Origin of the sequence: Streptomyces sp. NPDC088746 (assembly GCF_044751065.1) — a bacterium.
In the GTDB taxonomy this organism is placed as follows: domain Bacteria; phylum Actinomycetota; class Actinomycetes; order Streptomycetales; family Streptomycetaceae; genus Streptomyces.
Genome location: NZ_JBIVLA010000010.1, coordinates 1 through 23,813, shown reverse-complemented (window position 1 = coordinate 23,813; position 23,813 = coordinate 1). Strand labels below are relative to the sequence as shown.

Genomic DNA, 23,813 nt, shown 5'->3' with positions numbered 1-23,813 from the left:
AGGATGGACCGGCATCGCGGCCGCCGCCGGAGCGGGCGCCGCGGTCGCTCCGACCGCCGGGTTCCTGCTCGTACGCGGCCGACGCGGGGGCAGGTACGCAGACGACGAGGGGGAAGCGCGTGAACAGGCAGCGCAATAGGGGCCGGGTGACGCTCGCGACGTTCGCGGCGGTGTGCGCGGTGGCGGCGCTGCCGGGGCAGGCGCACGCGGCCGACGGCCCTGCGGCGTACACCTTCGATCCCGCGGCGGAGGCGGTCCGGGGTGCGGAGTCCAACGCCGACGCGGCGGAGCTGAAGCCGGGTTCGGTCTACAAGAGCTCCATCGGGCAGGGGCAGAAGCTCTACTACCGCCTGGAACTCGACGACAGGACGGATGCCTACGTCTCCGCCGTGGCGGTGCCGAAGTCCGGTGGGAAGGTCGCCTACGGCGACGGCATCACGATCAGCATGAGGGACCTCGACGACAACCAGTGCAGTTCCGAGGACGCGGACTTCGAGTCGGCGGAGTTCCCCCGCCCGATCGCCGCCTACGCCCACCGGACCGTGGAGAAGGACAGCACCACGTGCGCGGCGGGCGGCACGTACAACGTCCTGATCGAGCGGGAGAGCAAGGCGACGTCGTCCCCCGAAGCCTGGGACCTGGAGCTGCGCTTCGAGAACGAACCGGCGCTCAAGGACGAGAAGTCGATGCCGACCGTGGCGCCGGAGAACTGGCCCTCCGCCTCGCCGACGCCGCCCGCCGGCAGGCAGAAGCGGTCCGGCGGCAGCGGTTTCTACGACGCCACCAGCCTGGACACCGGTGAATGGGCCGACACGATCGCGCCGGGGCAGACCCGCTTCTACCGGGTTCCTGTGGACTGGGGGCAGCAGCTCTTCGCCACGGCCGCGCTGAGCAACAGCGGCAGGTCGACGGAGTACCTCGGCAACGCCCTGGCGCTGGCCCTGGACAACCCGGCACGCGGTCATGTGGACGACGCGACGCTGTCGTACTCCGGGACGCCCAACTCGGTGGCCCTGGACCCGCTTCCCCCGGTGGCGTACGAGAACCGCTACGACTCGGCGGCCGACGTCAGCGCCATGCGCTTCGCGGGCTGGTACTACCTGTCGGTGACGCTCTCGCCCGAGGTCGCCGAGCACTACGGGGACGGGGCCCTCGGGCTGACGCTCAAGGTGAAGGTCGTCAACGACAGCAAGGCGTCGCCCTACCAGGGGGAGGCCGGGATCTTCGGGGTCACGGAAGACGACAGGGACATGGCCGAGAGCGGCCGGAGCGCGCCCGAGGCCGGTGAGAGCGACACGATGAAGACGGTCGCCGCGGCGGGCATCGGCGCGGGTTCCGTGCTGGTGCTGGGGCTCGGGGCGTGGACCCTGCTGGCCAGGCGCCGGGCGGTTCCGGCCGCTGTGCCGCCGGGCGCGGGCGGTCAGCCGCCGTTCGGGGGCCCGCCGCAGGCATGGTAGGCCGCTCGGACGTCCGGGAGGGCGCTCAGGCCTGGGTGAGCGCCCAGATCCCCACCGCGAAGCAGATCAGCGCCACCACCAGCACCGGGACCGCCACCCTCGGGGGCGGTCCCGGCCGCTTCGCGGGGGCCGGTCGCGGGGCGGCCGGTGCGACGGGCTGGGGAGCCTGCGGGTGCTGCGCGGTGTACGGGCGTGTGGGCGTGGTCCCGTACGGCACGGCGGCCGTGGCGGCCTGGGCGAGATCGGGGCCGGCGTCGGAGGCGTAGGGGGAGGCCGTGTGGGCCGCCGGCGGGGCGGACGAGGGCACCTGCGGCTGCGCCGGGTGCGGGATCGGGGCGGGCTGCTGCGGGGGCGGAGCGAGGTGGAAGCTGCCTGTCTCCGACATCGACGAGGGAGTGGCGTACGGCTGTTGCCCCGGCGTGCCCTGCGGAGCGGCGTAGGGCTGCTGCCCCGGCGTCCCCTGGGGAGCGGCGTAGGGCTGCTGTCCCCGGCCCTCCGGCGGGTACGGCTGCTGCGACGGCTGGGGTGCGGGCGGCGGCGCCCCGACGGTCTGTGCGGGCGCCTGCGGCCCGTTGCCGGGTGTCCCGGGGCCGGTGGCGGGTCCTTCGGGGCCGAATCCCGCGGGGAGCGGGCCGATCTGATCGAACACCTCGACCCGCTCGTCGTCCGGGCCGGCCTCCGGAAGCATCTCGACCGCCGCGGTCAGCGCCTTGCGCGCCCCTGTGGCCGTACGGAAACGGGCGTGCGGGTCCGGCTGCAGCAGACCGGCGAGAACCTGCCACAAGGGCTCCGGCACGCCCCGGGGCGCGCCCGGGGTGCCGTGCGCGGCGAAGTACTCGATCAGGGCCTTGGAGTCCGGCTTCTGGCCCTGCAGCAGATAGAGCGCGACGAGCCCGACGGCGAAGAGGTCCGCCGGGAAGTCGGGCTCCGCTCCCATCATCTGCTCGGGAGCGAAGTAACCGGGCGTGCCCACCACGTAGTTGGTCTCCGTCAGTCGCGGCTCACCCTTCCGCATCGAGATGCCGAAGTCGGAGAGCCGCAGATGCGGCCGGCCCGTACCGGTGGCCTCCATAAGGATGTTGGCCGGTTTGATGTCACGGTGCACGACCCCCTCGGCGTGCACCGTGGACAGCCCGGACAGCAGCTGGTCGAGCAGGAGGCAGACGAACCGCGGGGGCAACGGGCCGTAGTCGCCGATGACATGGGCCAGCGAGCCGCCGCTGACCAGATCCATCGTGAACAGGACCTTGTCGTCGTCGGCGGCCCAGCTGGCCGGGGCGAGGACGTGCGGGTGCTCGATCCGCAGCGCCTGCTCACGGACGAAGCGCAGCAGCGTGTGCGCGTCGCTCTGCTGCAGGACCTTGGCCGCCACGTACCGGCGGCGCCGGTGGTCCCACGCGCGCCAGACGGCGCCGACCCCACCACGTCCGATCGGATCGACCAGCTCGTACCGACCAGCGAAGACCTCACCCATTGCGCTGCGCCCGCTCCCGTTCCCGTTTCGGTTCGTGCCCCGGCTGTCGGGATACTGCCACGGCCGGCCGCCCGGAGGGCGGCCCCGGGCCTCAGCTCTGGTGGCCTTCGTAGTGCGCGACCGCGTCCGCGGTGCGTCCCGCTCCGTACACCCTGAGGAACTCTGCCAGCTCCGGGTGGGCCGGGGCGAGGGAGTCCGCCGCATCGATGATGTCGCCGGCCGCGGCGACCGACCGCAGCAGCGACTGGATCTCACGGACCACCCGCCGCACGGTGGGGGCACCGCCCGTGGTGGAGGTGTGGCCGGTGTTGGTCAGGACCGAGCCGCCCTGCGACTTCTTGATCTCTTCCATCCGGTCGGTGGCCTCTCCCGCGCTGACGCTGCCGTCCGCCACCTGGCTGGCGAGCTCCTGAAGTGCCTGGACCCGCTGGACGACCGCGGGGTTGCCGATCTTGGCCCGCTGCCCGCTCATCAGCTGGGAGAGCATGGGGGCGGAGAGCCCGAGCACCGCCGCGAGGCGTGCCTGGTTGAGGCCGAGGTCGTCGATCAGCCTGCGGAAGAGCGCCCCCAGCGGCTCTCCGTACCAGCTGCGCTGGAGCTCCCGGGCTCTAGCCGTCGCCTCTTGCTGCGCTGCGTCCATTGCGTCTCCCCTTCGCTGCGGCTTCGCTGCTGCGAACCTCGTCGTGCATCTTACGGAGAGCCGTTGCGCGCCGGGAGCCCCAATCCTTTTGCAGGATTCGGGGGGTCACCCGGTACTCTGTTCTGCGACGGATGTCGCGGCGTGGTTTTGAGCCGGGGTGTCCGGCTTTTCGGGGCCTTAGCTCAGTTGGTAGAGCGCTGCCTTTGCAAGGCAGATGTCAGGAGTTCGAATCTCCTAGGCTCCACATCAGTAGAGGTCCCCTGACCTGCGGAAACGCAGGTCAGGGGACCTCTCTGTGTTTATAACGTCAGCACCGTGTCAGCACCGATCTGATTTACGGTGCCCCACATGGCGTACATCAAGAAACGGGACAAGCGCGACGGAACGGCCAGCTTCACGGTGATGTGGAGGGCCGGCGGAGCCCGTGGCGGCAAGCAGGAGTCCGAGGTTTTCGAGGACGAGACAGCCGCCGAGCGCTTCCGTGATCTGGTGAACGGGCACGGGCAGCAGTGGCCTCCGGGCTGGACCCGAGGTCACGGTTTTGTTGCGGACCGGCGGCGGGCGGACACCATGTTCGAGCCCTTCGCGCTCGCCTACGTCGATCGCCTCACCGGTATCCAGGGCGACACGCGGAGCAAGTACAAGAAGGAGATCAGGGAGAACATGGCTCCCTGGTTCGGCCCGTACTCCGTGGAGGACGGCGAGGGCAGCATTGTCCGGACGATGGTCCAGGACTGGGTCAACGACCTCGAAGCCGGGCGCCTCGCCCCGCTCGACCCGCGTGATCGGAAGCCCCGGACTGCCTATGCGCCGAAGACCGTCCAGAACAAGCACGGTCTTCTCAGCGCGATCATGCAGTCAGCTGTCGATGCAGAACCGTCACTGCGGGCGTCCAACCCGTGCGCGAAGACCCGTCTGCCCCGGCTCGACGGAGCCGAGGACGAAGAGGAGATGGTCTTCCTCGAACGCGAGGAATGGGCCTGGATCTACGAGTGCCTTCGCGACGACGCCAAGGATCTTGGCGAGACCATCGCGGAGACCGGCTTCCGGTGGGGCGAGGCCACCGCGCTTCAGCCGCGAGACCTCCGGCGTCGCAACGGGCGCCCGGCTATCCGCGTACAGAGGGCCTGGAAGAAGGACGAGGACGGCAAGTCCATCCTCGGCCCCCCGAAGACCCGGAAGTCGCGCCGCACCGTCGTCATCACGCACAAGCTCGACCGGATGCTTCGTCGCCGCGCGAAGGGCCTGGCTCCCAACGATCTGATCTTCACCGGCCCCGAAGGTGGCAAGTGGGACCCCGGTACCTTCCGGCGTCTGCGCTGGATACCCGCGATCGAGTTGGCCGCAGAGAAGTACGGCCTGATCAAGCGACCGCGCATCCACGACCTCCGCCACTCCCACGCATCGTGGCTGATCGCAGCGAAGGTGCCGCTGCCGGCCATCCAGGGACGACTTGGCCACGAGTCCATCACCACGACCGTGGACCGCTACGGCCACCTCCTGGACGCCTTGGACGACGAGGTCATGGCGGCCATCGAGTGGGCCATGGACCCGACGGCCCCGCTCCCCGGCTTCCTGGAGCGCTCCGGCCTGGCCGCCGCTACTGACGGACTCCCCCACGTGCCTCGCCAGCTCTCCGGACTGGCCCAGGAAACGTGGAAGGACGCCAGCGACATGCCGCAGGACGATGCAGAGCACGAGAACGACCCGGTCTTCGTCGTCACGCTGGGGGGCCGGGAGGTGCCGTTCGCGGACCGCGAGCACGCACAGGACGTCGCCGACCAGTGGAACGACGACCACGAGGAAGAGATCGCGACTATGCGGGCAGACGGTTGGTCAGAGGAGAAGATCGCCCGCCGCGGAGCTTTCGGCCCAGAGGAACGCGAGCGATGGACCGGCGGCGGCTCCATCTGGTCCCGGATGCCGGAGCGGCAGTTCGTGCACTACGCCTTGGCCTCGTACGAGGCCGACGGCACCCTGACGTACGAGCCGCTTCCGGTGTGTAGTCGGTGGACGTGGGAGTTCGAGCACGACGGCTTCACCACGCGGGCCGCAGAGTTCCGGACCGAGTTCCGCCCCCACGGCACCACGGAGGCGCACGCTCGGGGAATCATCAAGTCGGCCGTCGTCCGAGCCTTCGAGCAGGCCCGGATGGAGGCTCTGGAGGTGTGCGCCAAGCATCCGGATGCCGACCTGACGAGCACCGAGACGTGACGCGCCAGTTCCAGCCCGCCGATCGTAGGAGTGTGCTCTTCTTCACATGACTTCGGCCCGCTCCCCGATGGGGAGCGGGCCGAAGTTGTACGTGCTTCGCAGCGGGGAACCGCTCGTGGGTCAGCCCACGACCTCCGAGGTCGGGTAGCAGACCGTCTGCCACTGCTCGGGTACGTCGTCGGTACGCGACCAGCCGTTGACGGTGTCCGGCTTTGCCCGCTCGGCGGGGCCGATGATGAAACCGTTCTCGATCAGACGATGTCCGAACGACGCGGGGGCGAAGCCCGAGTCCGCCGGCCCCAGATCACGGACGACGAGTTGCCGCACAGGGTTGGGGTCCTCGACACGGACCTCCCATTCCTCGGAGGCAAGCGGTGCCACGATCAGGCGCCAGCGCCCGTTCAGCACGTACACGAGGGCGCGGTGGGGTCCAGCGGGTGTCACGTTTTCTCCACGTGGATCGGTCGGTGGTGGTCGGTCGTCACCAGAGGCTGAGGGGGCGGCCCGCCGCAATCGCCGCACGGATGCGTGCCGCGATCTCCGCTTCGGACTCCCCGCCGTTCCGGCCGGCCCGGATAGCAGTGCCTATGGCGCGGGAGCGTCCGGCCGGGCCGCGAAGGTCTGCGAGGGGGCTACCCGGGTTTCTGCGGCGGGCCAGCCATTCGGCACGGTTCTCCGCCGCTGTCCCCAGTCGCAGGTGCGTCGGCTGCTGGCAGGAGTGGTTGTCGCAGGTGTGGCAGACGGTCGGGCTGTCGGTGCCCCAACCGAGCCGAGGGATGACACCGTGCGCGAGCTGGTACCCGTAGAGGTGACCCGGCACCGTGCCGCGTCGCGTCCTGCCCGGCCGCGAGGCGGCCCTGAAGCTGGCGTGGCCGGTGCTGGAGATCCCGCCGAAGAAGAACCAGCAGTCCTCGGTTGACCCTGTTCGATAGACCTTTGCCCAGTACCTGGCTTGAACGGACTCGTTGGCAAGCCAGACTGACCACTCAACAGCCGGTATGCGCAAGGGCGTTGGCTCACCGATGAGGGCAAGTTGCTCATCAACGTGAACGGGCCCGGACTCGTTCACCGCCGCGAGCGGGAAGAGTCCGGGCCCAAGGTCGTTCTCAGGAGGCATCAGCCCGGCTACCGTCCCCTGTGACGGCCGGGGCCGGGGTGCCCGAGGCCGAAGAAGCCGCTTCCGCCGCATCGGCCCGAGGCTTCCGGGCCCGGGTGGGGCGGGGGCGCTCGGCACGGGCCCGCAGCGATTCGATGATCTCCTTCGCACGAGCGGCGGTAACAGGCTTCGCCTCGCGTTCCAGCTCCTCCGCCGGCACGCCCAGCAGTTCCGAGACCAACTCGGCATCGTTGCCGAACAGACGCAGAACTACAGCAGTAGCCTCCCGAGCCGTGGCGTCGGCCTCCTCCTTCGCCTTGGCTGCGTTCACCGCGGCCTCACGCGCGCTCAGCGCGTTCGTAGCTGCCATCTCCCGCGTCTTCGCCTTCAGCGCTTCAGCAGCGCGAACCCGTCGCCGCAGGTCCGCCGCGCTCACCGGTCCTGCCGAAGTGGTGCTCACCCGTGCCCCCAGTCCTGTTCGAAATCAGTGCTCGTCGCGCGCACCGTAGGCACAGGTCCGCGGACATCTCGAACCACGGGTTGGTTGGGTGCCGGCCAGAGCGAAAGGCTGCCTCCGGCGGGTCCTCCTCGGAGGGGGTGGGGGCTGATCGGTTGGGTGCCGCGCCGTCGTGGTGCGGGTGGTGAAGGCGGGGTTCCCTCCTCGGCCGGACACCCCAAGGGGCGTATCAGGAACCCGGGCACGGCGTCCAGGCCGAGCCGCTACGCGGTCGCTACGCGAGCCAGGACACCGCGCCCGGAACCCTGATACGGCGGAGCTGTCCGACCGAGGAGGGAACCCCGCCCAGGCCCGTTGTGGCCGGGACCGGCCGAGCGGGTGCGGGTCGGCGGAACGGGAAAAGAGCAGGTCAGGGCCTATATCTGGGTTGACCCAACCCCTAGAACGTGGTTTAATTAGTGATGTCGGAAGGGGAGGGCAACCCCCGACCGGCACACGGCAGGCCGACCGGCCGCCGACAACCTCTCTCACCAGGAGAACGACCGTGAGCACCACGAAGGCCCCCGCGAAGCTCGAAACCATCCGCGCTCTCCTCGCCAAGGCGGAGGACCCCCGCACGCCGGAGTCGGAGGCGGAGCTTGCCCGGAAGCGGGCGTTCGAGATGATGGCGAAGTACGGCGTCGAACAGGCGATGCTCAACGACGCCAACCCCGCCAGCGATGCCCCGACGGACCGCAAGATCGTTCTGGACAACCCGTGGGCGATGGAGCGGGTCCGCCTCATCAACCGAATCGCGCTCGCTCTCGGGTGCGAGCTGATCCACCTTGGCCGTGACGGCAGCGGCCCGGCCCGCCGGGTGCACATCTTCGGGTATGCGAGCGACCTTCAGCGCGTCGAACTGCTCTACACCTCTCTTCTGCTCCAGATGAACAGCGGACTGGCCGCTCAGTCGGTCCCGCCGGGCCAGGGGGCGCGTGCCTGGCGTCGGTCGTGGCTCCTCGGCTTCATCAACCGGGTGGGTGACCGCATCGAGGAGGCCGAGCGCGGCGCACGCGAAGAGGCCAGGGGCGAGACCAGCGCCACCGGCCGCAGCGCGGCCCTCGTGCTTGCGGACCGCAAGGCCGTCGTTTCGCGCAGCTACCACCAGGCTTACCCGCGTGCACGGAAGGGCGGCACCACCACCATGACCGGCAACGGGTACGGAGCCGGATGGATCGCGGGAAGCCGCGCCGACATCGGCGGTAAGCGGATCGGCCGCAGCACGGCCGGGTCCATAGCCGCGTAACCCCGACAGGGCCGGGGGTGGCCGTTCGCCGCCCCCGGCCGCCGAGCCCGCGACCCCTCCCAGGAGGCATAACCGTGCCGTCACGAAGGCCCCCGGCCACCCCCGCCCGCATCCTCACGGCCGCCGCCAACCACATCGAACGCGTCGGGCTCTACCAGGGTGACCACCTCTGGCAGCCCGGCCGAATGGGCGACACCGCCCCGTGCACCGTGCTGCACGCGTGGGAGCGCGGCGTACGCTCCGCCCGGCCCCGCTGGTCCGTACGCGGTGAGCCGTGGCACGTCTTCCAGCGCGCCCTGTTCGACTCCCTTGTGGTGCTCAGCAACCACATCAACGGCCGCCCCGTGTCCGGCGTCCGGTGGCGAAAGCTGAAGCTCACGGAGGACGCCTACCGGCGCACCCTGCTGTGGTGCTGGGGGGACGAGCCCGAGCGAACGACCGCCGAGGCCGCCGCGATGATTCGCGCCGCCGCAGCCCTGCACGCGAGTGACGGCGATCACAGCATCCCTGGTTGCCCCACCGTTTAGAACATGGTTTAATTAATGGTGTCGGAAGGGGGAGGGCAACCCCCCGGCCGACACCGTCACCGGGCCGAACGGCCCGAAGAACTCTCACCAGGAAGAAGAAGGACCGATGACGAACACCAAGACCCAGGCCGGCGTCCAGGCTGCCCCTGCCCCGTGGCCGACCTTCACGGTCGCCGAACTTGCCGCGCACCCCGGCAACGTCCGCGACATCGAGGCCCCGGCTGAACTGCTGGCCCACGTAAAGGACAACGGCGTCGTGGAGCCGCTGTACGTCGTCCGCACCCACGGCGACGTGCCGCAGATCATCGACGGGTTCCAGCGACTGGCCGCCGCCGTCGCCGCAGGGCTGGAGACCGTGCCGGTCACCCCCCGTCCCGTCATCCGGATCGACGCGCTCACCCCGCACCCGAAGAACGCCCGCGAAGACCTCGACCTGAACGCGCCGTTCGTGGAATCGCTCCGCGCCGAGGGGTGCCGCATCCCCGTCAAGATCCAGCGGCTTGACGGCGGAGTCCTCCAGGTCAACGACGGAAACCGCCGCTACCACGCAGCGACGGACGCGGGTCTCACCCACCTGCCGTACGAGTGGGAGGACGACGACCGTGACGCGGCCGGGCAGTTCCTCGACATGATCACGACCGCCCAGCACCGTAAGAGCCTCAGCCCGTCCGAGATGAACCAGGCCATGTTCAGCGCCGCCGAGGCGGGCGCGCAGGTCGGCCGCATCGCCAAGGCCGCAGGTGTTCGGCAGAAGGACGTCAAGACGCTGGTCAAGGTCAGGTCTGACGAGAAGTTGAGCGCCGCCGTGAGCGGCGCGGGCAGCTACGAGTGGACTTTCGAGCACCTGGCCGCGCTCTCGGAGTTCGCCGACGACGCCGAAGCGCTCGCCGCGATCACCGAGGCCGCCGCCGAGGATGACGCCGACGAGGGAGACGTTGACTGGGCCATCGCCATCGAGCGGACCAAGCGCGACAAGCGGGTCAAGGCGGAGGCGCACCGCGCGGAGCTGGAGACGGCCGGGCAGAAGATCAGGGACGCCGAGGAGCTGTCCGAGCGGGCCACGCCTGTGTGGCGACTGCGCGGCATCAGCACCGAGGAGCACGCCGAGTGCAAGGGGCTTGTGTGGGTGTTCGATGAGCGGCGGGGGGACCGGTACGAGCCTTACTGCTCCGCTCCCGGTCTGTACGGGCACACGGTGCCCGAGGGTGCAAGCGCCAGCGGCGGCACGATGACCACCGCCGACAAGGAGGCCGAGCGCGCCGCCCGCGCCGCCGTCAAGAAGGGGAACATCGACTGGGACGCGGCCGAGGCCCTGCGCCGGAAGTGGATCACGGACCTGATCAAGCGGCGGAACCTCCCGAAGAACACCACCAACACCCTGATCGGTCACGTCAATAACGCTCTTTTGAACGGCAGTTGGGGAATCTCCGACGATCTGAACAAGGAGGGCACCACCGAGATCCTGGCCGGATTCCTGGGCCTGAACACCGAGCAGGCCAAGGATCGGGGCAGTTTCGCCGGGCACGTCGCCAAGGACCCACGCCGGGCCCCTCAGCTCCAGTTCGCCGCCATCGCGGCCGTCCGGGAGAAGTGCGCGAACCGGTCGGCGTGGCGGACGGACAGCCAGCACGCCCCGTGGACGCGGAAGCCCACCGGCCGGTGGTTCCAGGTGCTCGCGTCCCTCGGGTACCCGCTCACGCCCATTGAGCAGTCGGTCGTGGACGAGGAGCCCTACGACCCGTCGAAGAAGAAGCCCCGCGCCGCGATCACGTCCGGCAGCGAGCCGGAGACCGAGCAGGAGACCGGCACCGACGAGGAGGCGAGCGAGCCGGAGGCCGAGGAGGGCGACGACCCTGCCAGCGACGACGAAGCCGCCGCCTAACCACCTCAGCCGCCCGAGGCCGGGGGCGGGAACTGCCCGCCCCCGGCACCCCAGGAGCCCCACAGTGACCCGTACAGCTCTGTTCGAGACCCACGCCGACGACCACGGTTGCGGATGCGTCCCCGCTCCCGCCGAGCCCGACCCCAGCACCACCGCCGACATCATGCAGGCCCGCGCCATCGCGTCCGGTCTCGCGGAGTTCGGTATCGGGCCCGCCCGCTGGTCCGCCGCCTACGACCACCAGGCCGCCGCCGTCGTCCTGCGCGTGGACACCCCGCGCGGACTGTACGCGCTCGCCATCCCGGCCCCCGGCCAGCCGTTCCCGGTCCGCCACCGGGGCGAGCGCATCGGCGCGCTGGACTGCCGCCGTACGTACGGCACCGCCGACAGCTACACCGCCGCCTTGTTCGCTGCGTTCCTGCGCGACCGCGCCGCACTCGACATCCCCGGCCGGGATGCTTGCCCTACCCCACAAAACATGGTTTAATTAATGGTGTCGGAGGGGGAGGGCAACCCCCCTCCGGTCCCACGGGCCGCCAGCCGGCCCAACCCCGGCCGTACGCGGAGGGCAACCCGCCCGGCCGGGCGCTCGATTCCTCTCTCACCAGCAGGAGCACTCACGATGACCAGCGCAGCCATGCGGTTTTCCATCCCCGCCACGGCCCAGTCCCGCGTCCGTCAGCTTGTCGAGGCCACCAACGCCCGCGCCGCCGTCCACCACCTCAGCGCGTACACGCTCGACATCTCCGCGCCCTTCCTGGCCGACTACCACGACACTGACGGCCGCCTGATCGGCAAGCGGCCCACCATCACCGTGACGATCTCCGGTGACATCCCCCGTCACCACGGCTGGACCGTCATTGCCCGCCTGGACCACGACGCGGAGGGCGAAACGATCACCAGCCTGTTCCCCGGTCTGCCCGAGCAGGACGCCGAGGCCGCGCGCCAGTACCGCGCCATCGAGAACTTCTGCCACGGGTGCGCCGTTGCCCGCCACCGCACCGCCACCTATCTCGCCCGCCACGAGAACGGCGAGATGCGGCAGTTGGGTACCACGTGTGTCGAGCCGTACACCGGTCTGCCGATCAAGGGCCTTGAGGCCCTTTGGCGGTTCGGCACGCTGAAGGACTCCGATTGGGACGGCGAAGAGGGCGGCATCCCGGCCGATCTCCGCGTCCCGGTGGCCGAGGTCCTGCGGGTGACCGCCGCCATCGTGAACACGGAGGGCCGCTTCTACAGCCGGTCCGAGCAGTGGAAGAACACCCAGCCGACCGCCGACGGCGTCGAAGCGTACTTCTTCGACCGCAAGGCCCCGATGGAATGGCGGGCCGACATCGACGCCGACCCCGACGCGCCGACCACCGCCGCCGCCGTCCGGGCATGGGCCGTCCAGGGATACGGCAGCCTCTCCGACTACCGCCACAAGGTGGGCCAGTTGGCGAAGGGCGAGACCGTCGACCCGCGCCACCTGCCGACGCTCGTGTCCGCCATCGCGGGTTGGTACCGCGACCAGGAGAAGGAGGCCACCGAGCGGGCCGCCCAGAACAGCAAGCCGCAGGGCACCGTGGGCGAGCGCATCACCACCCCCGCCACCGTTACCACCGTGATCGAGCTGGAGGGTCGGACGTACGGCTACCACACCCAGCGCCGCCGACTGGTGAAGTTCCAGGACCCGCAGGGCAACGTGTTCGTCTGGTTCAGCAGCGCCGCCGACGTCCCCGACCAGGGCGACGAGGTCGAGCTGACCGGCACGGTTAAGGACCACAGCATCTACGGCGAGACCGCACAGACCGTACTCACGCGGTGCCGCGTCGCCGCACGCGAACCGGTCGCCGCGTAGCAGGCCCCGGCCGGGCGGGAGGCACCGCCCGGCCGGACCCCGCCCGCCGGGCCGTGGGGTGGACGGCATCGAGCCGCCCACCCCACGCTCCGCCCATCACCGTCCGGGTCCGCCCGCGTCGGCGGCCGGCCCCGCTCACCGGCCCCGTACGAAGGGCGTCCCTCCGGGACGGCTCAGCCTGGCCCGGCTCGCAGCCGGCCGAGCCGTCCGGGCCGCAGGCGGCCCTCCCGGCCCGTCCGGACGCCGGGCCAAAACGGGCGTGCCCTGCGGGCACGACAGCACTTCCGTCGCGCTCCGCGCGACCACGGGCGGCACCTCCCCGACGGAGGCACCGTCCGCCGCCGACTGCACCACCGAGACCCCGAGGAACACCCCATGCCCGAGACCGCGTGCGCCATCCAACGTCAGGTCGCCCCGGCAGGAGACCCGTCTCCGCAGACCTGTCTTCAGGTCGCCCGGCAGGCCGCGATCCTCGCCGTCACGGCAGCCGACGAGGCCATGACCGCTGTGTGCCACAGCCGAGCCGGTGCCGCCGCCCGTCTGGAGGCGGTCATGCACGCGGCCCACAAAGAAGCCGTCGCGGCCGAGAAGTGGGCCGACCGCGCCGAGGAGTACGCCGACGACCCCACCATGCCGAACAGCGCTCTGCTGTACTGCGCCCGTGAAGCCGTCGACCATGCCGTTCGGGCTCAGTCGGCTGTCGGAGTCGAGACGACGGGAACCGACCTGCGGGCCGAGCTTGAGCGGAAGTTGACGGCGAACGAGTATGCCGAGCGGGAGACCGAACGCCGCCGGGAGGAAGCCGAACGGGAGGCCGAGGAACGCGCGGTCACCGGCATGGACCAGGAGAACCGCGACCAGGCGGCGAGGAACCGGTATCTCGCGGAGGGCCACGTCGCCGAACTCGGATGGACGGCCGGGCACGTCCGGGTGCTGGAGGCCGCCGAGTCCGGACGCTTGTACTGGCGAGACGGGCAAGCCCGGCAGGCAGCACGGCACGGCGTGTGGAACGGTGGCCGGCGGATCAGTCGCGAGCGGACCGAGGCCCTGTTCGCCGCGCGCTTCCTTGTCGTCGTCCCCCAGGAGGACGGCACCCGCCTACTGACACCGACTCCGATGGGTCAAGCCGCCCTTGAACTGGCTCGCCTCCATCCGGCCGGGCTCCACAACAGCGACCGGGCCGCCTACGAGTCACGGTTCGCCCGAGTCCGGCGACGCCACAAGCGCCGAGACGACCAGAAGTCCGCCGCCCGTGTACTCCCGCCCCTCGATTCCAGCGCGCGGAAGCTATACCGGAAGCCGCTCATGCTCACCGAACAGCAGGCCCGCGCCGAGCGCGACGCCGTCGATGGCTGGGAGGACGAGGGCGGCTACTGCCCCGGCACGGACACCCCGCGTCCGGCAGCCGGCCCCGCCGCGCGCCCGGCAGTCCGGATCATCCTGCCCCTGCACCGGCACACCGCCGTGCAGGGCGCCTTGTGGTGACCGCGGAGGGCACCGGTCGGCAGGCTGACCGGAGGCCGCTCAACCTTCCGGATGTGCGTCTCTCGAAGATCGACGTGACTGCAAAATCGAACACATGATGGAATTTGGATATGCGACGGACGACTCCCCCCGATCTCGACCGTGCCCAGGACGAGTGGCGCGCTACCTATCAGCAGCTCGCTGTGCGCCCGTGCACAGCGCTGCGCAGAAGGTTGATCCACCTGTCAGCGACCGTGCTGTTCCATCCGCACTGGCAAGGGCAGCGGTCGGCGGGGTGGGCGGCACTGCATGGCGCACGCCATGACCGATCCACCCTCTGAACTGCCCCGACACCGGAACACCTGCGACGGGTTGGTTGGGCGCCGGCCAGAGCGAAAGGCTGCCTCCGGCGGGTCCTCCTCGGAGGGGGTGGGGGCTGGTCGGTTGGGTGCGGGAGCGTTGTGGTGCGGGTGGTGAAGGCGGGGTTCCCTCCTCGGCCGGACACCCCAAGGGGCGTATCAGGAACCCGGGCACGGCGTCCAGGCCGAGCCGCTACGCGGTCGCTACGCGAGCCAGGACACCGCGCCCGGAACCCTGATACGGCGGAGCTGTCCGACCGAGGAGGGAACCCCGCCCAGGCCCGTTGTGGCCGGGCCCGGCCGAGCGGGTGCGGGTCGGCGGAACGGGAAAAGAGCAGGTCAGGGCCTATATCTGGGTTGACCCAACCCCTAGAACGTGGTTTAATTAGTGATGTCGGAAGGGGAGGGCAACCCCCGACCGGCACACGGCAGGCCGACCGGCCGCCGACAACCTCTCTCACCAGGAGACAAGGGATGAACATGCCGCTGACCGTCGCGGAGCTGGCCCACCCGATCGCGCTCGAACTCGGCGGGAACTGGCGACCGCAGCCCGCACGCCACGGCGTCAAGGAACTGGACCACGCCGCCACCTTCACCCACCTGGACGGCCGACAGCTCCACCTCTCCGAGCGGTTCGATGACCCTGGTCACCTGCACATCCGAGGCGCGTTCCCCGCCACCGACTACCCGTTTCGCAGGGGCGAGCGCGACACCGTCCGAGTCGCCATGACCGAGGACCCGGCGGACATCGCGGCCCGGATCGCCGCCGACCTCATCCCCACTCACCGTGACGTTCACGAACGAGTGAAGGAGCACAACCGCGCACAGGCCGAGATGCGCCGGGACGTCGAGGAAGCCGCACGCGACCTCTCCGAGCGACTTCCCGGAGCGCGAACCCGCATCGACGGTACAACGGCCTTTGTCTACATGAATCTTGAGCCGGGAGAAGTCCGTATCGGGCTCGACGGCGATGCGGTGAGCCTTGTACTCAACGATGTGCCCCGGACTATCGCCGACGCCGTTGTATTCGCGGTGAGTCGCTTTCTCCCCAGCGTCCAGACCTCCGAAGACGAGTACGGCGAATACGTCGACGGATACGCCCTCTAATCGCCCCATGAATCCCGGCGGTGCGCTCCCGTAGCGCGCCGCCCCCCACAGGGAAAGGCCCCGTGATGAGCGCCGACATATTCACCATCGAGCCGCAATGGATCGTCCAGGCCCCGCACCTGCGGTGCACCCTCAAGCGCGCCCTTGCTCTCCAAGCCGCACATAATGTTTGGTCCGGTACCGAACACATCAACAACGCCGTAGCAATGGCCTACGGCGATCAACTCCCGGACTCCGGCCGGTGGGAACTGACCCGTTCCCAACTCCGCACGCTCAAAATCGCCATCGAGTGGCGCAGGGCGACGCGCGCAGCCAGCGACAAAAAGACCGCCCCCGATATCCTCGAACACTGGACGAAAATAGAAGACGAGGTCATAGCCGCATACCGGGCCGTGAGCAACGAAGCAGGGTTGTACTGGATTTAAAGGGTTGCCGATCACCCAAGAACATGGTTTAATTAGTGGTGTCGGAAGGGGGAGGGCAACCCCCCGGCCGACACCCCCGAGGGTCAGCCGGCCTCGGACGCCGATCTCTCACCAGGAGGACCGCGACATGCCCCGTAAGCCGAAGATGACCGACGAAGAGCGCCGGGCCTATTCCGCCAAGATGCGCGGCGAACTCGAAGCCGTCATGGATCGCGCGTACGGCGCGATGGTCGGCAGCGAGGAATTCTGGGCCGCCGTCATGCGCACGGCCGCGAACCTGACCCACCCGGACCGCGACGACCGCAGCCCCACCAACTGCATCGCCATCGCCGCCCAGTGCCCGAACGCGACCCACGTACTCAGCTCCGGAGACTGGCGAAAGGCCGGACGCTTCCCGGTCAAGGGGTCCACCTCCCTCCGCATCTGGACGCCGATCAAGCGCCGGACCGAGGATGCCCAGGAGGCCACGGCCGCAGCCTCCGACGGCGGGCAGCGAGAGGCCGCAGGCGAGGCCGCCGAGAGCCAGGGGCGCAAGGTCTCCGGCTTCAAGGCCGGGCCGGTCTTCGACATCAGCCAGACGGACGGCGACGCCTACGAGCCGCCCGCCGCCGCCCCGCTCGCCCCCGAGGTCATCCGCGATGTCCTGGTGAACCAGTACCGCGACCAGTACCACGAGGACCCGGAGCAGGCCGGAGGGTTCGACTTCACCCAAGATGCCCCCGACAACGCCGTCCGCATCCTGCTGTACGGCCACGCATGGCGACGCATCACCGAGGCGGACGCCCCCCTTCCCGGCCAGCACGCCGCCGAAGTCGCCTCAGCCGCCCACGTCGCCGCGCTCATCCTCGGAATCGCCCCGGGCCCCGCCGTCATGCCGCCGCTCGCGGGCATCATCACCCAGGACAAGAAGCCCCCGGTGCACGAGTCCGCCGTCCGGGCCATCGAGACCGGCCGGGCTATCGCCCGCGCCGTCACGACGGCCGCCGAGCACCGCCGCGAACTTGCCGTGGCGGGTTGACCCAGACCCAGGAACATGGTTTAATTAATGGTGTCGGAAGGGGGAGGGCAACCCCCCGACCGGCACCGCCGCCGGGGCCAAACGGCCCCGGCGGAATCTCTCACCAGACAGGACACGACATGCTCACCACCGCACCGAAGCCGAGCGTGCAGGACTTCCCCACCGCGACGCTCGTGATCGGCGGGCCCTGGTTCCGGGGCCACCAGCTCGACACCCGCCCCGCCGTCGTCGTCGGCCCATTCGGCGGGCCGGAGTTCGCCGACGAGGCCACGATGGCGGTCGTCTGGTTCTTCACCCTCGGTGCCCCGCAGCCGGGCGACAGCGTCCAGGCGATGTTCCCCCACGAGCTGACCCCGCTTGACGACACGCTGACCACGATGCACCAGGACACGTTCCGCGACATCGTCGGCAACCTGCGCCGGGGACGGTTCGCCTACGACGACGGGGACGCGCTCCGCGCCGCCGTCCGCCAGGCATGGCGCGAGCGGACCGGACTGGCCGACGCCGACCCGGCCGCCCGGCACACGCTCCACCGCAGCTGACACCAGGGCCCGCCGGTCCGGGGGAGGGCAACCCTCCGGACCGGCAGGCCCCCGAGCACCCCAGCGGACACCCCTTCGGGGCGGCAGGACAGGTCCGGTGCGTTCACCGCCGCCGGCCGACTCCGCCGCAGGCGGCTCCGCCGACCGACGACGGGCACCGGACCGCAGCGGACGCGCCCCGCGGGGGCGCGACAGCCCCTGTCGTCGCGCAGGCGCGACGACCCGCGAGCCGATCGTCCCTCACGGCCCGCGCCGGTGGTGCAGCGCCGCTGCCAACGCACGGTCCGCCCTGCGGACGGACCAAACTCTCACCAGGAAAAGCCAGTTCAGTGACTATCGAGATCACCCACACCCGCCGAGAAGGAACCCTGATCGAGGGCACGAGCCGGGGCGACGGATCGGCCGAGATTCTGCGACTCCGCGAGTACGGCCGGACCCAGCGCCAGCCCTTCCGCTGGAGCAGGAACCTTGACTGCTGGTACCTCCCGCACAGCCGCGACCACGCCACCTACACCCCCTCGCTCGAACTCCTTGCGCAGCGACTCCGAGACGCAGGCTTCGAGGTCACGTTGGCCATCGACAACGCCGACCGCCGCTCGTTCTCCGACGCCGAGAAGGAACGGGAAGAGAAGGCCGAAGGCCGGGCGGAGAGGTTCGGCGGATACGCCGCCAGCGCCGCCCAGAGTTCCGAGGCCGCATGGAAGTCGAGCCACGAGATATCCGAGCGGTTCGCCTTCGGCCAGCCCATCCTCATCGGACACCACTCCGAGGGCCGCGCCCGCCGTGATCACGCGCGGATGGACAACGCGATGTGCAAGAGCATCAGTGAAAGCGACCGCGCCGCCCACTGGACCGGCCGGGCACAGGCCGCCGCGAACTACGAGCGGTTCAAGAAGGACCCCGGCCGCACGCTACGCCGTCTCGACAAGCTGCGGGCCGACCTCCGCGCGGTCGAGAAGTGGCAGCGCGGCGAGTCCGCCAAGGGGTTTTCCCGGAGTCCGGCAGACCCCGAGCTGGAGACCGAGCGCCAGGAGCTGACGGAGGAGATCGCCCACTGGGAGCAGGCCATCAAGGACGCCGAGGCCGAGGGCTTCAAGATGTGGTCGAAAGCCGACTTCACGCGCGGGGACTTCGTTCTCTATCGAGGCACTTGGTACGAGGTCCTGCGGGTCAACCCGAAGTCGGTGACGATCCCGCACATTCACAACGGCGTCGGTCAGCGTGTCGTTCGTGCGGCGGACAACCGTCACGACAGCTGGACGTGGACCGCTCCCTATGACGACGTGTCCGGGCGCAAGAGCGCCGACGAGATGCAGCAGTCGCCTCGGGCCGAGGCCGCCGAGCACCAGGAGCAGGCCCAACAGGATCCGCCGATCAAGGAGCCGGTACCGACGGCTGAAGCGTGCCCTACCAGCCACCCCAGCCCGTGGCACGCGAAAGCCCGGCGCTGGGCTCTACATCAACACGCGCCTCAAGGAAGGCCGACCCCGGCGACGGCTCCCGCCGAAAGGGCAAACGGACTGGAGGGCATGGCACTGGTGCTCATCACCTCGAAGAACTCCCGCCGTTCCCGCAAGCGCGCCTTGTGGGCGATGACCCGCCGTGAGGCAAAGGCAGTGTGCGGCGACCCCCGGACCTCCGGCCGCTCCTACATGCTCACCTGGACCGACCAGCCCGGCACCGAAGGCGCCGACTGGGAATGGGTCCCGGACAACGGCAGCCACGCCCCGGTCCTAGACGAGCTGGGCATCACTCCGCGCCGTGAATGGACCGCCGCCCCGCAGTCCCCGGCCGAGGCCGCCTAACCACGCCCCCACCCGTCCCCCGGCGGCCGAGCACGCTGGGGGGACGGGCCCCTCTCTCACCAGAACAGGGCACCACCATGACCATGCAACTCCTCGAACGGCCCGCGACCATCACCGTCCCCGACACCGAAGCGGGCAGGCTCATCGTCCCCGCGACCGAGGGCAGCACCACCGTCCCGACGTACCGCGTCGGCTCCCCCGACATCCAGTGCCGATACCCCGTGATCGTCGGCGAAGACCAGGTCATCGGCCGCGCCTACAGGTGGCACCGGGATTGGCTCGTCCTGACCACCGAGGGCGAACGCAACCTCCGCCGTCCGCCCAAGGGGACCCCTGGCACCGACATGGCCGCCGCCCATCTCGCGGATGAGTACGCCGCCGGTCGGATCGGCGCCGTTCCCCTGGACCAGGTGCTGGCCGAGGCCCCCACACCGTTGTGCGGGCCGGTCTCTCTCCTGCACCCGCGGATGCCGGTCAATGATCGCAACATTGAGGGCGCGCAGATCGCGTTCGCGGGACTCCGGGCCCACCACTGGCGGGCAGTCCTCACCGGGTTTCCCGGCAGCGATAACCACTGGTTCCTCAGCTGCGAATTGTGCCCGTGGGAAGGCCCGAAGTTCTGGTCACACCTGCGCGGACGCAACGGAGAGCCGCCGAGCGCGCGCCGTCACAAGGGTGGGTGCGTCGGGGAGGACAAGGTCCGCCGACTGATCCCCGCCTACCACTAGCAGCCGATCGAGGGGCGGCGGCAGAGCGCTGCCGCCCCCGCTTCCCGAAGGACAGCACCGTGCCGACACACCACACCCCTGAAAGCATCGTCATCGCCGACACTCCGACCGCGATCCTGGCATGGGCCGCCCGCCACATCGAACACGTCGGCATCCACCAGGGCGCGCGCCTGTTCGACGGTCCCGGCCGTACGGCCACGTTGCCGTGCTGGCCGCGCGGCGCTGTCGAAGTCGCCGCCGGCCACGGGCGCGGAGCCGCTGGCCGGACGTACGACTGGGACCGCATCTATCGCGCCCGCGACCAGGCGTTCGCCATCCTCGCGGAAACCGTCACCGGTCACCCCGTCGACGCCGACGACCCCGCCGCCGCTAAGGCCCTGCACCGCGAGGCCATCGACCGGTGGAGCGCCGAGCCCGGCCGTACCGCCGCCGACGCCGCCCACGCGTTCCGCACTGCCGCCGCCCGCGCCGAACACGCCCTGTTCTGACACCCGCCGCCCGCCAGCATCCCGAGTCATCGAAGGCCAGCACGATGGACGAGACGACAGAAGACCGCAGCACCACCAGGACGCCGAGCCGCCGAGGAGCCGCCACCCCCAGCCGGGACGGCGTCCACCGGCTCAACGTCCCCCTCCACCCCCGGCTCAGCGCGACCGAGCTGATCCGCGTACTCCTTGCGGCCCCGAAGGAATCCGACCTCTCCGCCCTCGACCCCGTACAGGTCCGGTCGCTCATCGCCGACGTGCTCACCCAGCACGGCTATGACGTGCTCGACCGATCGCCGTACTACCCGGAACTCAACCGCCACCAGGACGCCCGCCGCGCGGTGCGCCGCGCGTACGGGCCGCGGTTCCTCGACGCCCCCGCCGAACAGGCCGCGCTCGCTGACCCGCTCCGGGAAGTCCTCGCCGCCGGAAGCAGGACATCGTGACCGCCACCGTCGCCGAGCCGATCGGAGCACGAGCACGGCAGACGTACTACTGGCGAGTGCGCAACGCGCGGACGCGCCACCGCCCCGAGAGCGCCGTGCAGGCGTGGCACATCCAGCCCGGACACCCCGGCGGCGCGTACAGCGAGCTCGGCCACGAGCTGGACCCGCCCGCACACCACACCCCGACCCTGCTCTCCCGTAGCCGGCCGACCGGCCGCCGGGAGGACGAGCAGGAGTTCCGCGGCGGGTGCCTCGCGTGCGAGTGGGAAGGCCCCATGCACTCCGGCGACGGGTTCGGGGACGGTGACAACGAGGCGGTGGAGGACGCCCACGATCATGCGTTCCCCGACTGGCGGACACTACCGCCGATCACCACGGTCGAGGACCGGTGGGCCGTCCCGCGGAGCCGGAGCCGCTGGGCTCAGCTCACCGCCCGGTACCCGGCGGGCTGGCTCGACCAGGGCGCCCCCGTTGTGGCTTGGAGCCGGTACCGCCGCGAAGCTCACGCCCCGCCGCACGCGGGACGTCCCCGCTACGAACTCCACGTCACCCGGCCACCCACCGACCGGGGCCAACGCCCCGCAGATCAGGGAGCCCTCTTCTGATGACCACCGTCTCCCGGATTAGGGCCCCGCCCCGCTCGATCCAAAGGTGGTTTAATTACTCCGCCGTCAGCGGAGCGGGCAACCTCCGACCGGCCGTGCGTCCCACGGGGCGCGACGCACCCCAGACAACAGATGACGGCCAGCGCACAAGGGCAACAAGGCGCTGGCCGTCGGTGTCTCTCTCACCAGAAAGACCACACCATGCTATGTGACCGACACCCCGACTGTCCCCAGCCCGGCGACATCGCCCAGCTCAAGGGGGGTAACAGCATCGGCGCTGATCAGGCCGACACCTTCGTCATCGTCGAGGACTTCCCCCCGACCGGCCGGCACCTCGTACTCAACCTGCCCGTCGACCACCCCGGCCGCGCCGACTGGGCCGCCGCCGTCCCCCTGGCCGACATAGCCACCCTCACCCGGCTGGAACCGGCAGGCAGCCGTACGTGGACGCCGGCCCCGGACCCGGACGAGATCCAATGACCGCGCCGAGCGGTCACGACCCCGACCAAGAACAGGAGACGACCGTGTCCCCCAAGACCGGCCGCACGCTCTACTCACGCGCAGACCTGCGCAAGGTCCACGGCATCAGCGAACCTACGCTTCAAAACCTCTGGACCGACCGGGAGAACAACGGGCACCCGCCCGTCGCGGAGACCATCGACGGCGTCATGCACTGGGACGGCGACGTATGGGCGACGTGGCACCACGAGCTTCAGCGGCAGCGCGCCGCAGCCAGCACCACCAACCCGCCGAAGCTCGACGGCGACCCCGAAGAGATGGTGGGCCCGGCCGAGGCGGCGAAGATCTGCGGGTTTGCCGACTCCGCCACCGTCTCCCACTACGTCAAGAACCCGCCAGAGGGATGGCCGGCACCGGACGACTGGGACGAGCTTCCGACCCGGCGCCGCCCGAAGTGGAAGCGCTGGAGGCTGTGGCAGTACCTCGCGGACCGCAAGGGCCGCGGGCACGCCGGCGGACGGCCCACCGGCCGCCGCGGACTGGCCTACCCCTACCAGGGAGACGAGCGGCTGACCCTTGCCCGGCAGGCCATCGCGGCGAACCCCGGGGCGAAGAACGCCGACCTGATCCCCGAGCTTCAGGGGCAGACGGAGAAGACCTACTCCCGCCCGACCTGGAACCTGATCCTCAAGTCCGCCCGTGAGCATCCCGAGGAGTGACCCGTGCCCGACACCCGCTGTCCGCGCTGCGGCGGCCCGCTCGGTGAACGACCCGCCCGTTCCCGGCTGACCACCGACCGAGAGGTCTCCATCTGCACCACGTGCGGTACGGAGGAAGCCGTGCGCGAAGCCCAAGGCCAGGCGCCGGTGCCGTTCGGCGAATGGCCCCTGAACACGTAGCCGTCGGCCGAGCCACACGGCCAGCATGACGAAGGTCCCCGCTCCGACCCGGAGCGGGGACCTTCGTCATGTCACCAGGCGCTTGCGGGTCGGCAGGGCCCAACCAAGACCGCTCGACCCGATCGCAGGCGACAGATCAGCGGCTACGAGCCCCATCACTGGTCGGGAGCCCGCTCCGCCCTCCGGCCGATCGCCCGGGTGCGGGGCCGGAGTCTGACGTCCCGGTCCGAACCGGCTCTCCGCGTCGACCCCGTACGCCGGGGAGTCCGAGGCCATCCAGTACGCGCCCGACAACTCGGCGAACCGGCGGGAACCCGCCGGATACGAGGGGTGCTCCATACGCGGACCAACGACACAGCTCCGCGCAGGTGCCGCACCGACCTCGGATCGTCATACCGCCTCAGCGCGTATGGCGCCCCAGCCCGCGCACCCCGCACAGAGGTAACAGTCCAACAGGACATCAGGCTCCACGAGCCTGATCCGCAGGAACGATCAGGCCGCTCCTGTCCGTTCTTCCCGGTCGCTGCATCCGTGCGTCTGTGCTAGCTGGATGGTGAAGGAACGGGTGGGGCGGTGTCAGCCGGATTTACCCAGTTAGA

The 23,813-nt window shown here is 70.3% G+C and carries 24 protein-coding genes and 1 tRNA gene; 21 read left to right on the top strand and 4 right to left on the bottom strand.

The window, feature by feature from the left end; genetic code table 11:
* Positions 1-119: 119 nt before the first annotated feature.
* Positions 120-1,457, top strand: a complete 1,338-nt coding sequence (locus tag ACIP63_RS33035) for a hypothetical protein (RefSeq protein ID WP_401523237.1) — start codon at positions 120-122, stop codon at positions 1,455-1,457.
* Between the two features lie 25 nt (positions 1,458-1,482).
* Here the strand turns inward: ACIP63_RS33035 and ACIP63_RS33030 are convergent, their stop codons facing one another.
* Both ACIP63_RS33030 and ACIP63_RS33025 read right to left on the bottom strand, forming a co-directional pair.
* Entirely contained in the window at positions 1,483-2,931 is a 1,449-nt protein-coding gene (locus tag ACIP63_RS33030; RefSeq protein ID WP_401523234.1) for a serine/threonine protein kinase, read from the bottom strand.
* A 91-nt stretch (positions 2,932-3,022) separates the two neighbouring features.
* Positions 3,023-3,571: a helix-turn-helix domain-containing protein gene (locus ACIP63_RS33025; protein WP_401523231.1), complete on the bottom strand. Its 549-nt coding sequence runs from the start codon at positions 3,569-3,571 to the stop codon at positions 3,023-3,025.
* A gap of 171 nt (positions 3,572-3,742) precedes the next feature.
* Here ACIP63_RS33025 and ACIP63_RS33020 point away from each other — a divergent pair.
* A tRNA-Ala gene (locus ACIP63_RS33020) sits at positions 3,743-3,815 on the top strand.
* 104 nt (positions 3,816-3,919) lie between these two features.
* Positions 3,920-5,785 (top strand): tyrosine-type recombinase/integrase, encoded by a 1,866-nt coding sequence (locus ACIP63_RS33015; RefSeq protein ID WP_401523228.1) that lies wholly within the window; start codon positions 3,920-3,922, stop codon positions 5,783-5,785.
* A gap of 120 nt (positions 5,786-5,905) precedes the next feature.
* On the opposite strand, the gene ACIP63_RS33010 is transcribed toward ACIP63_RS33015, so the two are convergent.
* Both ACIP63_RS33010 and ACIP63_RS33005 read right to left on the bottom strand, forming a co-directional pair.
* Positions 5,906-6,229 carry a hypothetical protein gene (locus ACIP63_RS33010; RefSeq protein ID WP_401523226.1) on the bottom strand — a complete coding sequence of 108 codons (324 nt, stop codon included), beginning with the start codon at positions 6,227-6,229 and terminating at the stop codon, positions 5,906-5,908.
* Between the two features lie 662 nt (positions 6,230-6,891).
* On the bottom strand, positions 6,892-7,317 hold the full coding sequence (locus tag ACIP63_RS33005; protein ID WP_401523223.1) for a hypothetical protein: 426 nt from the start codon (positions 7,315-7,317) through the stop codon (positions 6,892-6,894).
* A gap of 565 nt (positions 7,318-7,882) precedes the next feature.
* Here ACIP63_RS33005 and ACIP63_RS33000 point away from each other — a divergent pair.
* The 18 genes from ACIP63_RS33000 to ACIP63_RS32915 all read left to right on the top strand — a co-directional run bounded on the left by ACIP63_RS33000 (position 7,883) and on the right by ACIP63_RS32915 (position 23,214).
* On the top strand, positions 7,883-8,623 hold the full coding sequence (locus ACIP63_RS33000) for a DUF2786 domain-containing protein (RefSeq protein ID WP_401523220.1): 741 nt from the start codon (positions 7,883-7,885) through the stop codon (positions 8,621-8,623).
* Between the two features lie 74 nt (positions 8,624-8,697).
* The gene (locus ACIP63_RS32995) at positions 8,698-9,150 is read left to right on the top strand and encodes a DUF6197 family protein (RefSeq protein ID WP_401523217.1); all 453 of its coding nucleotides are present in this window, start codon (positions 8,698-8,700) and stop codon (positions 9,148-9,150) included.
* Between the two features lie 106 nt (positions 9,151-9,256).
* Entirely contained in the window at positions 9,257-11,032 is a 1,776-nt protein-coding gene (locus tag ACIP63_RS32990) for a ParB/RepB/Spo0J family partition protein (protein ID WP_401523214.1), read from the top strand.
* Positions 11,033-11,096: 64 nt separating this feature from the next.
* Entirely contained in the window at positions 11,097-11,519 is a 423-nt protein-coding gene (locus tag ACIP63_RS32985) for a hypothetical protein (protein ID WP_401523211.1), read from the top strand.
* A 135-nt stretch (positions 11,520-11,654) separates the two neighbouring features.
* Positions 11,655-12,872, top strand: coding sequence for a hypothetical protein (locus tag ACIP63_RS32980; RefSeq protein WP_401523208.1), 1,218 nt, complete (start codon positions 11,655-11,657; stop codon positions 12,870-12,872).
* A 375-nt stretch (positions 12,873-13,247) separates the two neighbouring features.
* On the top strand, positions 13,248-14,357 hold the full coding sequence (locus ACIP63_RS32975) for a hypothetical protein (RefSeq protein WP_401523205.1): 1,110 nt from the start codon (positions 13,248-13,250) through the stop codon (positions 14,355-14,357).
* An 812-nt stretch (positions 14,358-15,169) separates the two neighbouring features.
* Positions 15,170-15,802: a hypothetical protein gene (locus ACIP63_RS32970; protein WP_401523202.1), complete on the top strand. Its 633-nt coding sequence runs from the start codon at positions 15,170-15,172 to the stop codon at positions 15,800-15,802.
* Positions 15,803-15,867: 65 nt separating this feature from the next.
* Positions 15,868-16,227 (top strand): hypothetical protein, encoded by a 360-nt coding sequence (locus ACIP63_RS32965; protein WP_381179781.1) that lies wholly within the window; start codon positions 15,868-15,870, stop codon positions 16,225-16,227.
* A 127-nt stretch (positions 16,228-16,354) separates the two neighbouring features.
* Entirely contained in the window at positions 16,355-17,245 is an 891-nt protein-coding gene (locus ACIP63_RS32960) for a hypothetical protein (protein ID WP_401523198.1), read from the top strand.
* 119 nt (positions 17,246-17,364) lie between these two features.
* Positions 17,365-17,787: a DUF6409 family protein gene (locus ACIP63_RS32955; RefSeq protein ID WP_401523196.1), complete on the top strand. Its 423-nt coding sequence runs from the start codon at positions 17,365-17,367 to the stop codon at positions 17,785-17,787.
* Positions 17,788-18,116: 329 nt separating this feature from the next.
* Positions 18,117-19,592 carry a DUF3560 domain-containing protein gene (locus tag ACIP63_RS32950; protein ID WP_401523193.1) on the top strand — a complete coding sequence of 492 codons (1,476 nt, stop codon included), beginning with the start codon at positions 18,117-18,119 and terminating at the stop codon, positions 19,590-19,592.
* Between the two features lie 77 nt (positions 19,593-19,669).
* Entirely contained in the window at positions 19,670-20,320 is a 651-nt protein-coding gene (locus tag ACIP63_RS32945) for a hypothetical protein (RefSeq protein ID WP_401523191.1), read from the top strand.
* Between the two features lie 59 nt (positions 20,321-20,379).
* Entirely contained in the window at positions 20,380-20,808 is a 429-nt protein-coding gene (locus tag ACIP63_RS32940; protein ID WP_401523188.1) for a DUF6197 family protein, read from the top strand.
* Between the two features lie 44 nt (positions 20,809-20,852).
* A complete protein-coding gene (locus ACIP63_RS32935) occupies positions 20,853-21,251 on the top strand; it encodes a DUF6181 family protein (RefSeq protein WP_401523186.1) in 399 nt (132 codons plus the stop codon).
* Entirely contained in the window at positions 21,248-21,856 is a 609-nt protein-coding gene (locus tag ACIP63_RS32930; protein WP_401523184.1) for a DUF6349 family protein, read from the top strand. Before ACIP63_RS32935 ends, ACIP63_RS32930 begins: the two co-directional genes overlap by 4 nt.
* A gap of 201 nt (positions 21,857-22,057) precedes the next feature.
* A complete protein-coding gene (locus ACIP63_RS32925; protein ID WP_401523181.1) occupies positions 22,058-22,336 on the top strand; it encodes a DUF6211 family protein in 279 nt (92 codons plus the stop codon).
* Between the two features lie 44 nt (positions 22,337-22,380).
* The gene (locus tag ACIP63_RS32920; protein WP_401523179.1) at positions 22,381-23,034 is read left to right on the top strand and encodes a hypothetical protein; all 654 of its coding nucleotides are present in this window, start codon (positions 22,381-22,383) and stop codon (positions 23,032-23,034) included.
* Between the two features lie 3 nt (positions 23,035-23,037).
* Positions 23,038-23,214 (top strand): hypothetical protein, encoded by a 177-nt coding sequence (locus ACIP63_RS32915; protein WP_381179806.1) that lies wholly within the window; start codon positions 23,038-23,040, stop codon positions 23,212-23,214.
* Positions 23,215-23,813: the final 599 nt, after the last annotated feature.

Bases quoted from the DNA above. Each gene is read 5' to 3' on its own strand.
- ACIP63_RS33030 (WP_401523234.1), bottom strand. From the start codon at position 2,931: ATGGGTGAGGTCTTCGCTGGTCGGTACGAGCTGGTCGATCCGATCGGA.
- ACIP63_RS33025 (WP_401523231.1), bottom strand. From the start codon at position 3,571: ATGGACGCAGCGCAGCAAGAGGCGACGGCTAGAGCCCGGGAGCTCCAG.
- ACIP63_RS33015 (WP_401523228.1), top strand. From the start codon at position 3,920: ATGGCGTACATCAAGAAACGGGACAAGCGCGACGGAACGGCCAGCTTC.
- ACIP63_RS32990 (WP_401523214.1), top strand. From the start codon at position 9,257: ATGACGAACACCAAGACCCAGGCCGGCGTCCAGGCTGCCCCTGCCCCG.
- ACIP63_RS32980 (WP_401523208.1), top strand. From the start codon at position 11,655: ATGACCAGCGCAGCCATGCGGTTTTCCATCCCCGCCACGGCCCAGTCC.
- ACIP63_RS32975 (WP_401523205.1), top strand. From the start codon at position 13,248: ATGCCCGAGACCGCGTGCGCCATCCAACGTCAGGTCGCCCCGGCAGGA.
- ACIP63_RS32970 (WP_401523202.1), top strand. From the start codon at position 15,170: ATGAACATGCCGCTGACCGTCGCGGAGCTGGCCCACCCGATCGCGCTC.
- ACIP63_RS32965 (WP_381179781.1), top strand. From the start codon at position 15,868: ATGAGCGCCGACATATTCACCATCGAGCCGCAATGGATCGTCCAGGCC.
- ACIP63_RS32960 (WP_401523198.1), top strand. From the start codon at position 16,355: ATGCCCCGTAAGCCGAAGATGACCGACGAAGAGCGCCGGGCCTATTCC.
- ACIP63_RS32955 (WP_401523196.1), top strand. From the start codon at position 17,365: ATGCTCACCACCGCACCGAAGCCGAGCGTGCAGGACTTCCCCACCGCG.
- ACIP63_RS32945 (WP_401523191.1), top strand. From the start codon at position 19,670: ATGACCATGCAACTCCTCGAACGGCCCGCGACCATCACCGTCCCCGAC.
- ACIP63_RS32935 (WP_401523186.1), top strand. From the start codon at position 20,853: ATGGACGAGACGACAGAAGACCGCAGCACCACCAGGACGCCGAGCCGC.
- ACIP63_RS32925 (WP_401523181.1), top strand. From the start codon at position 22,058: ATGCTATGTGACCGACACCCCGACTGTCCCCAGCCCGGCGACATCGCC.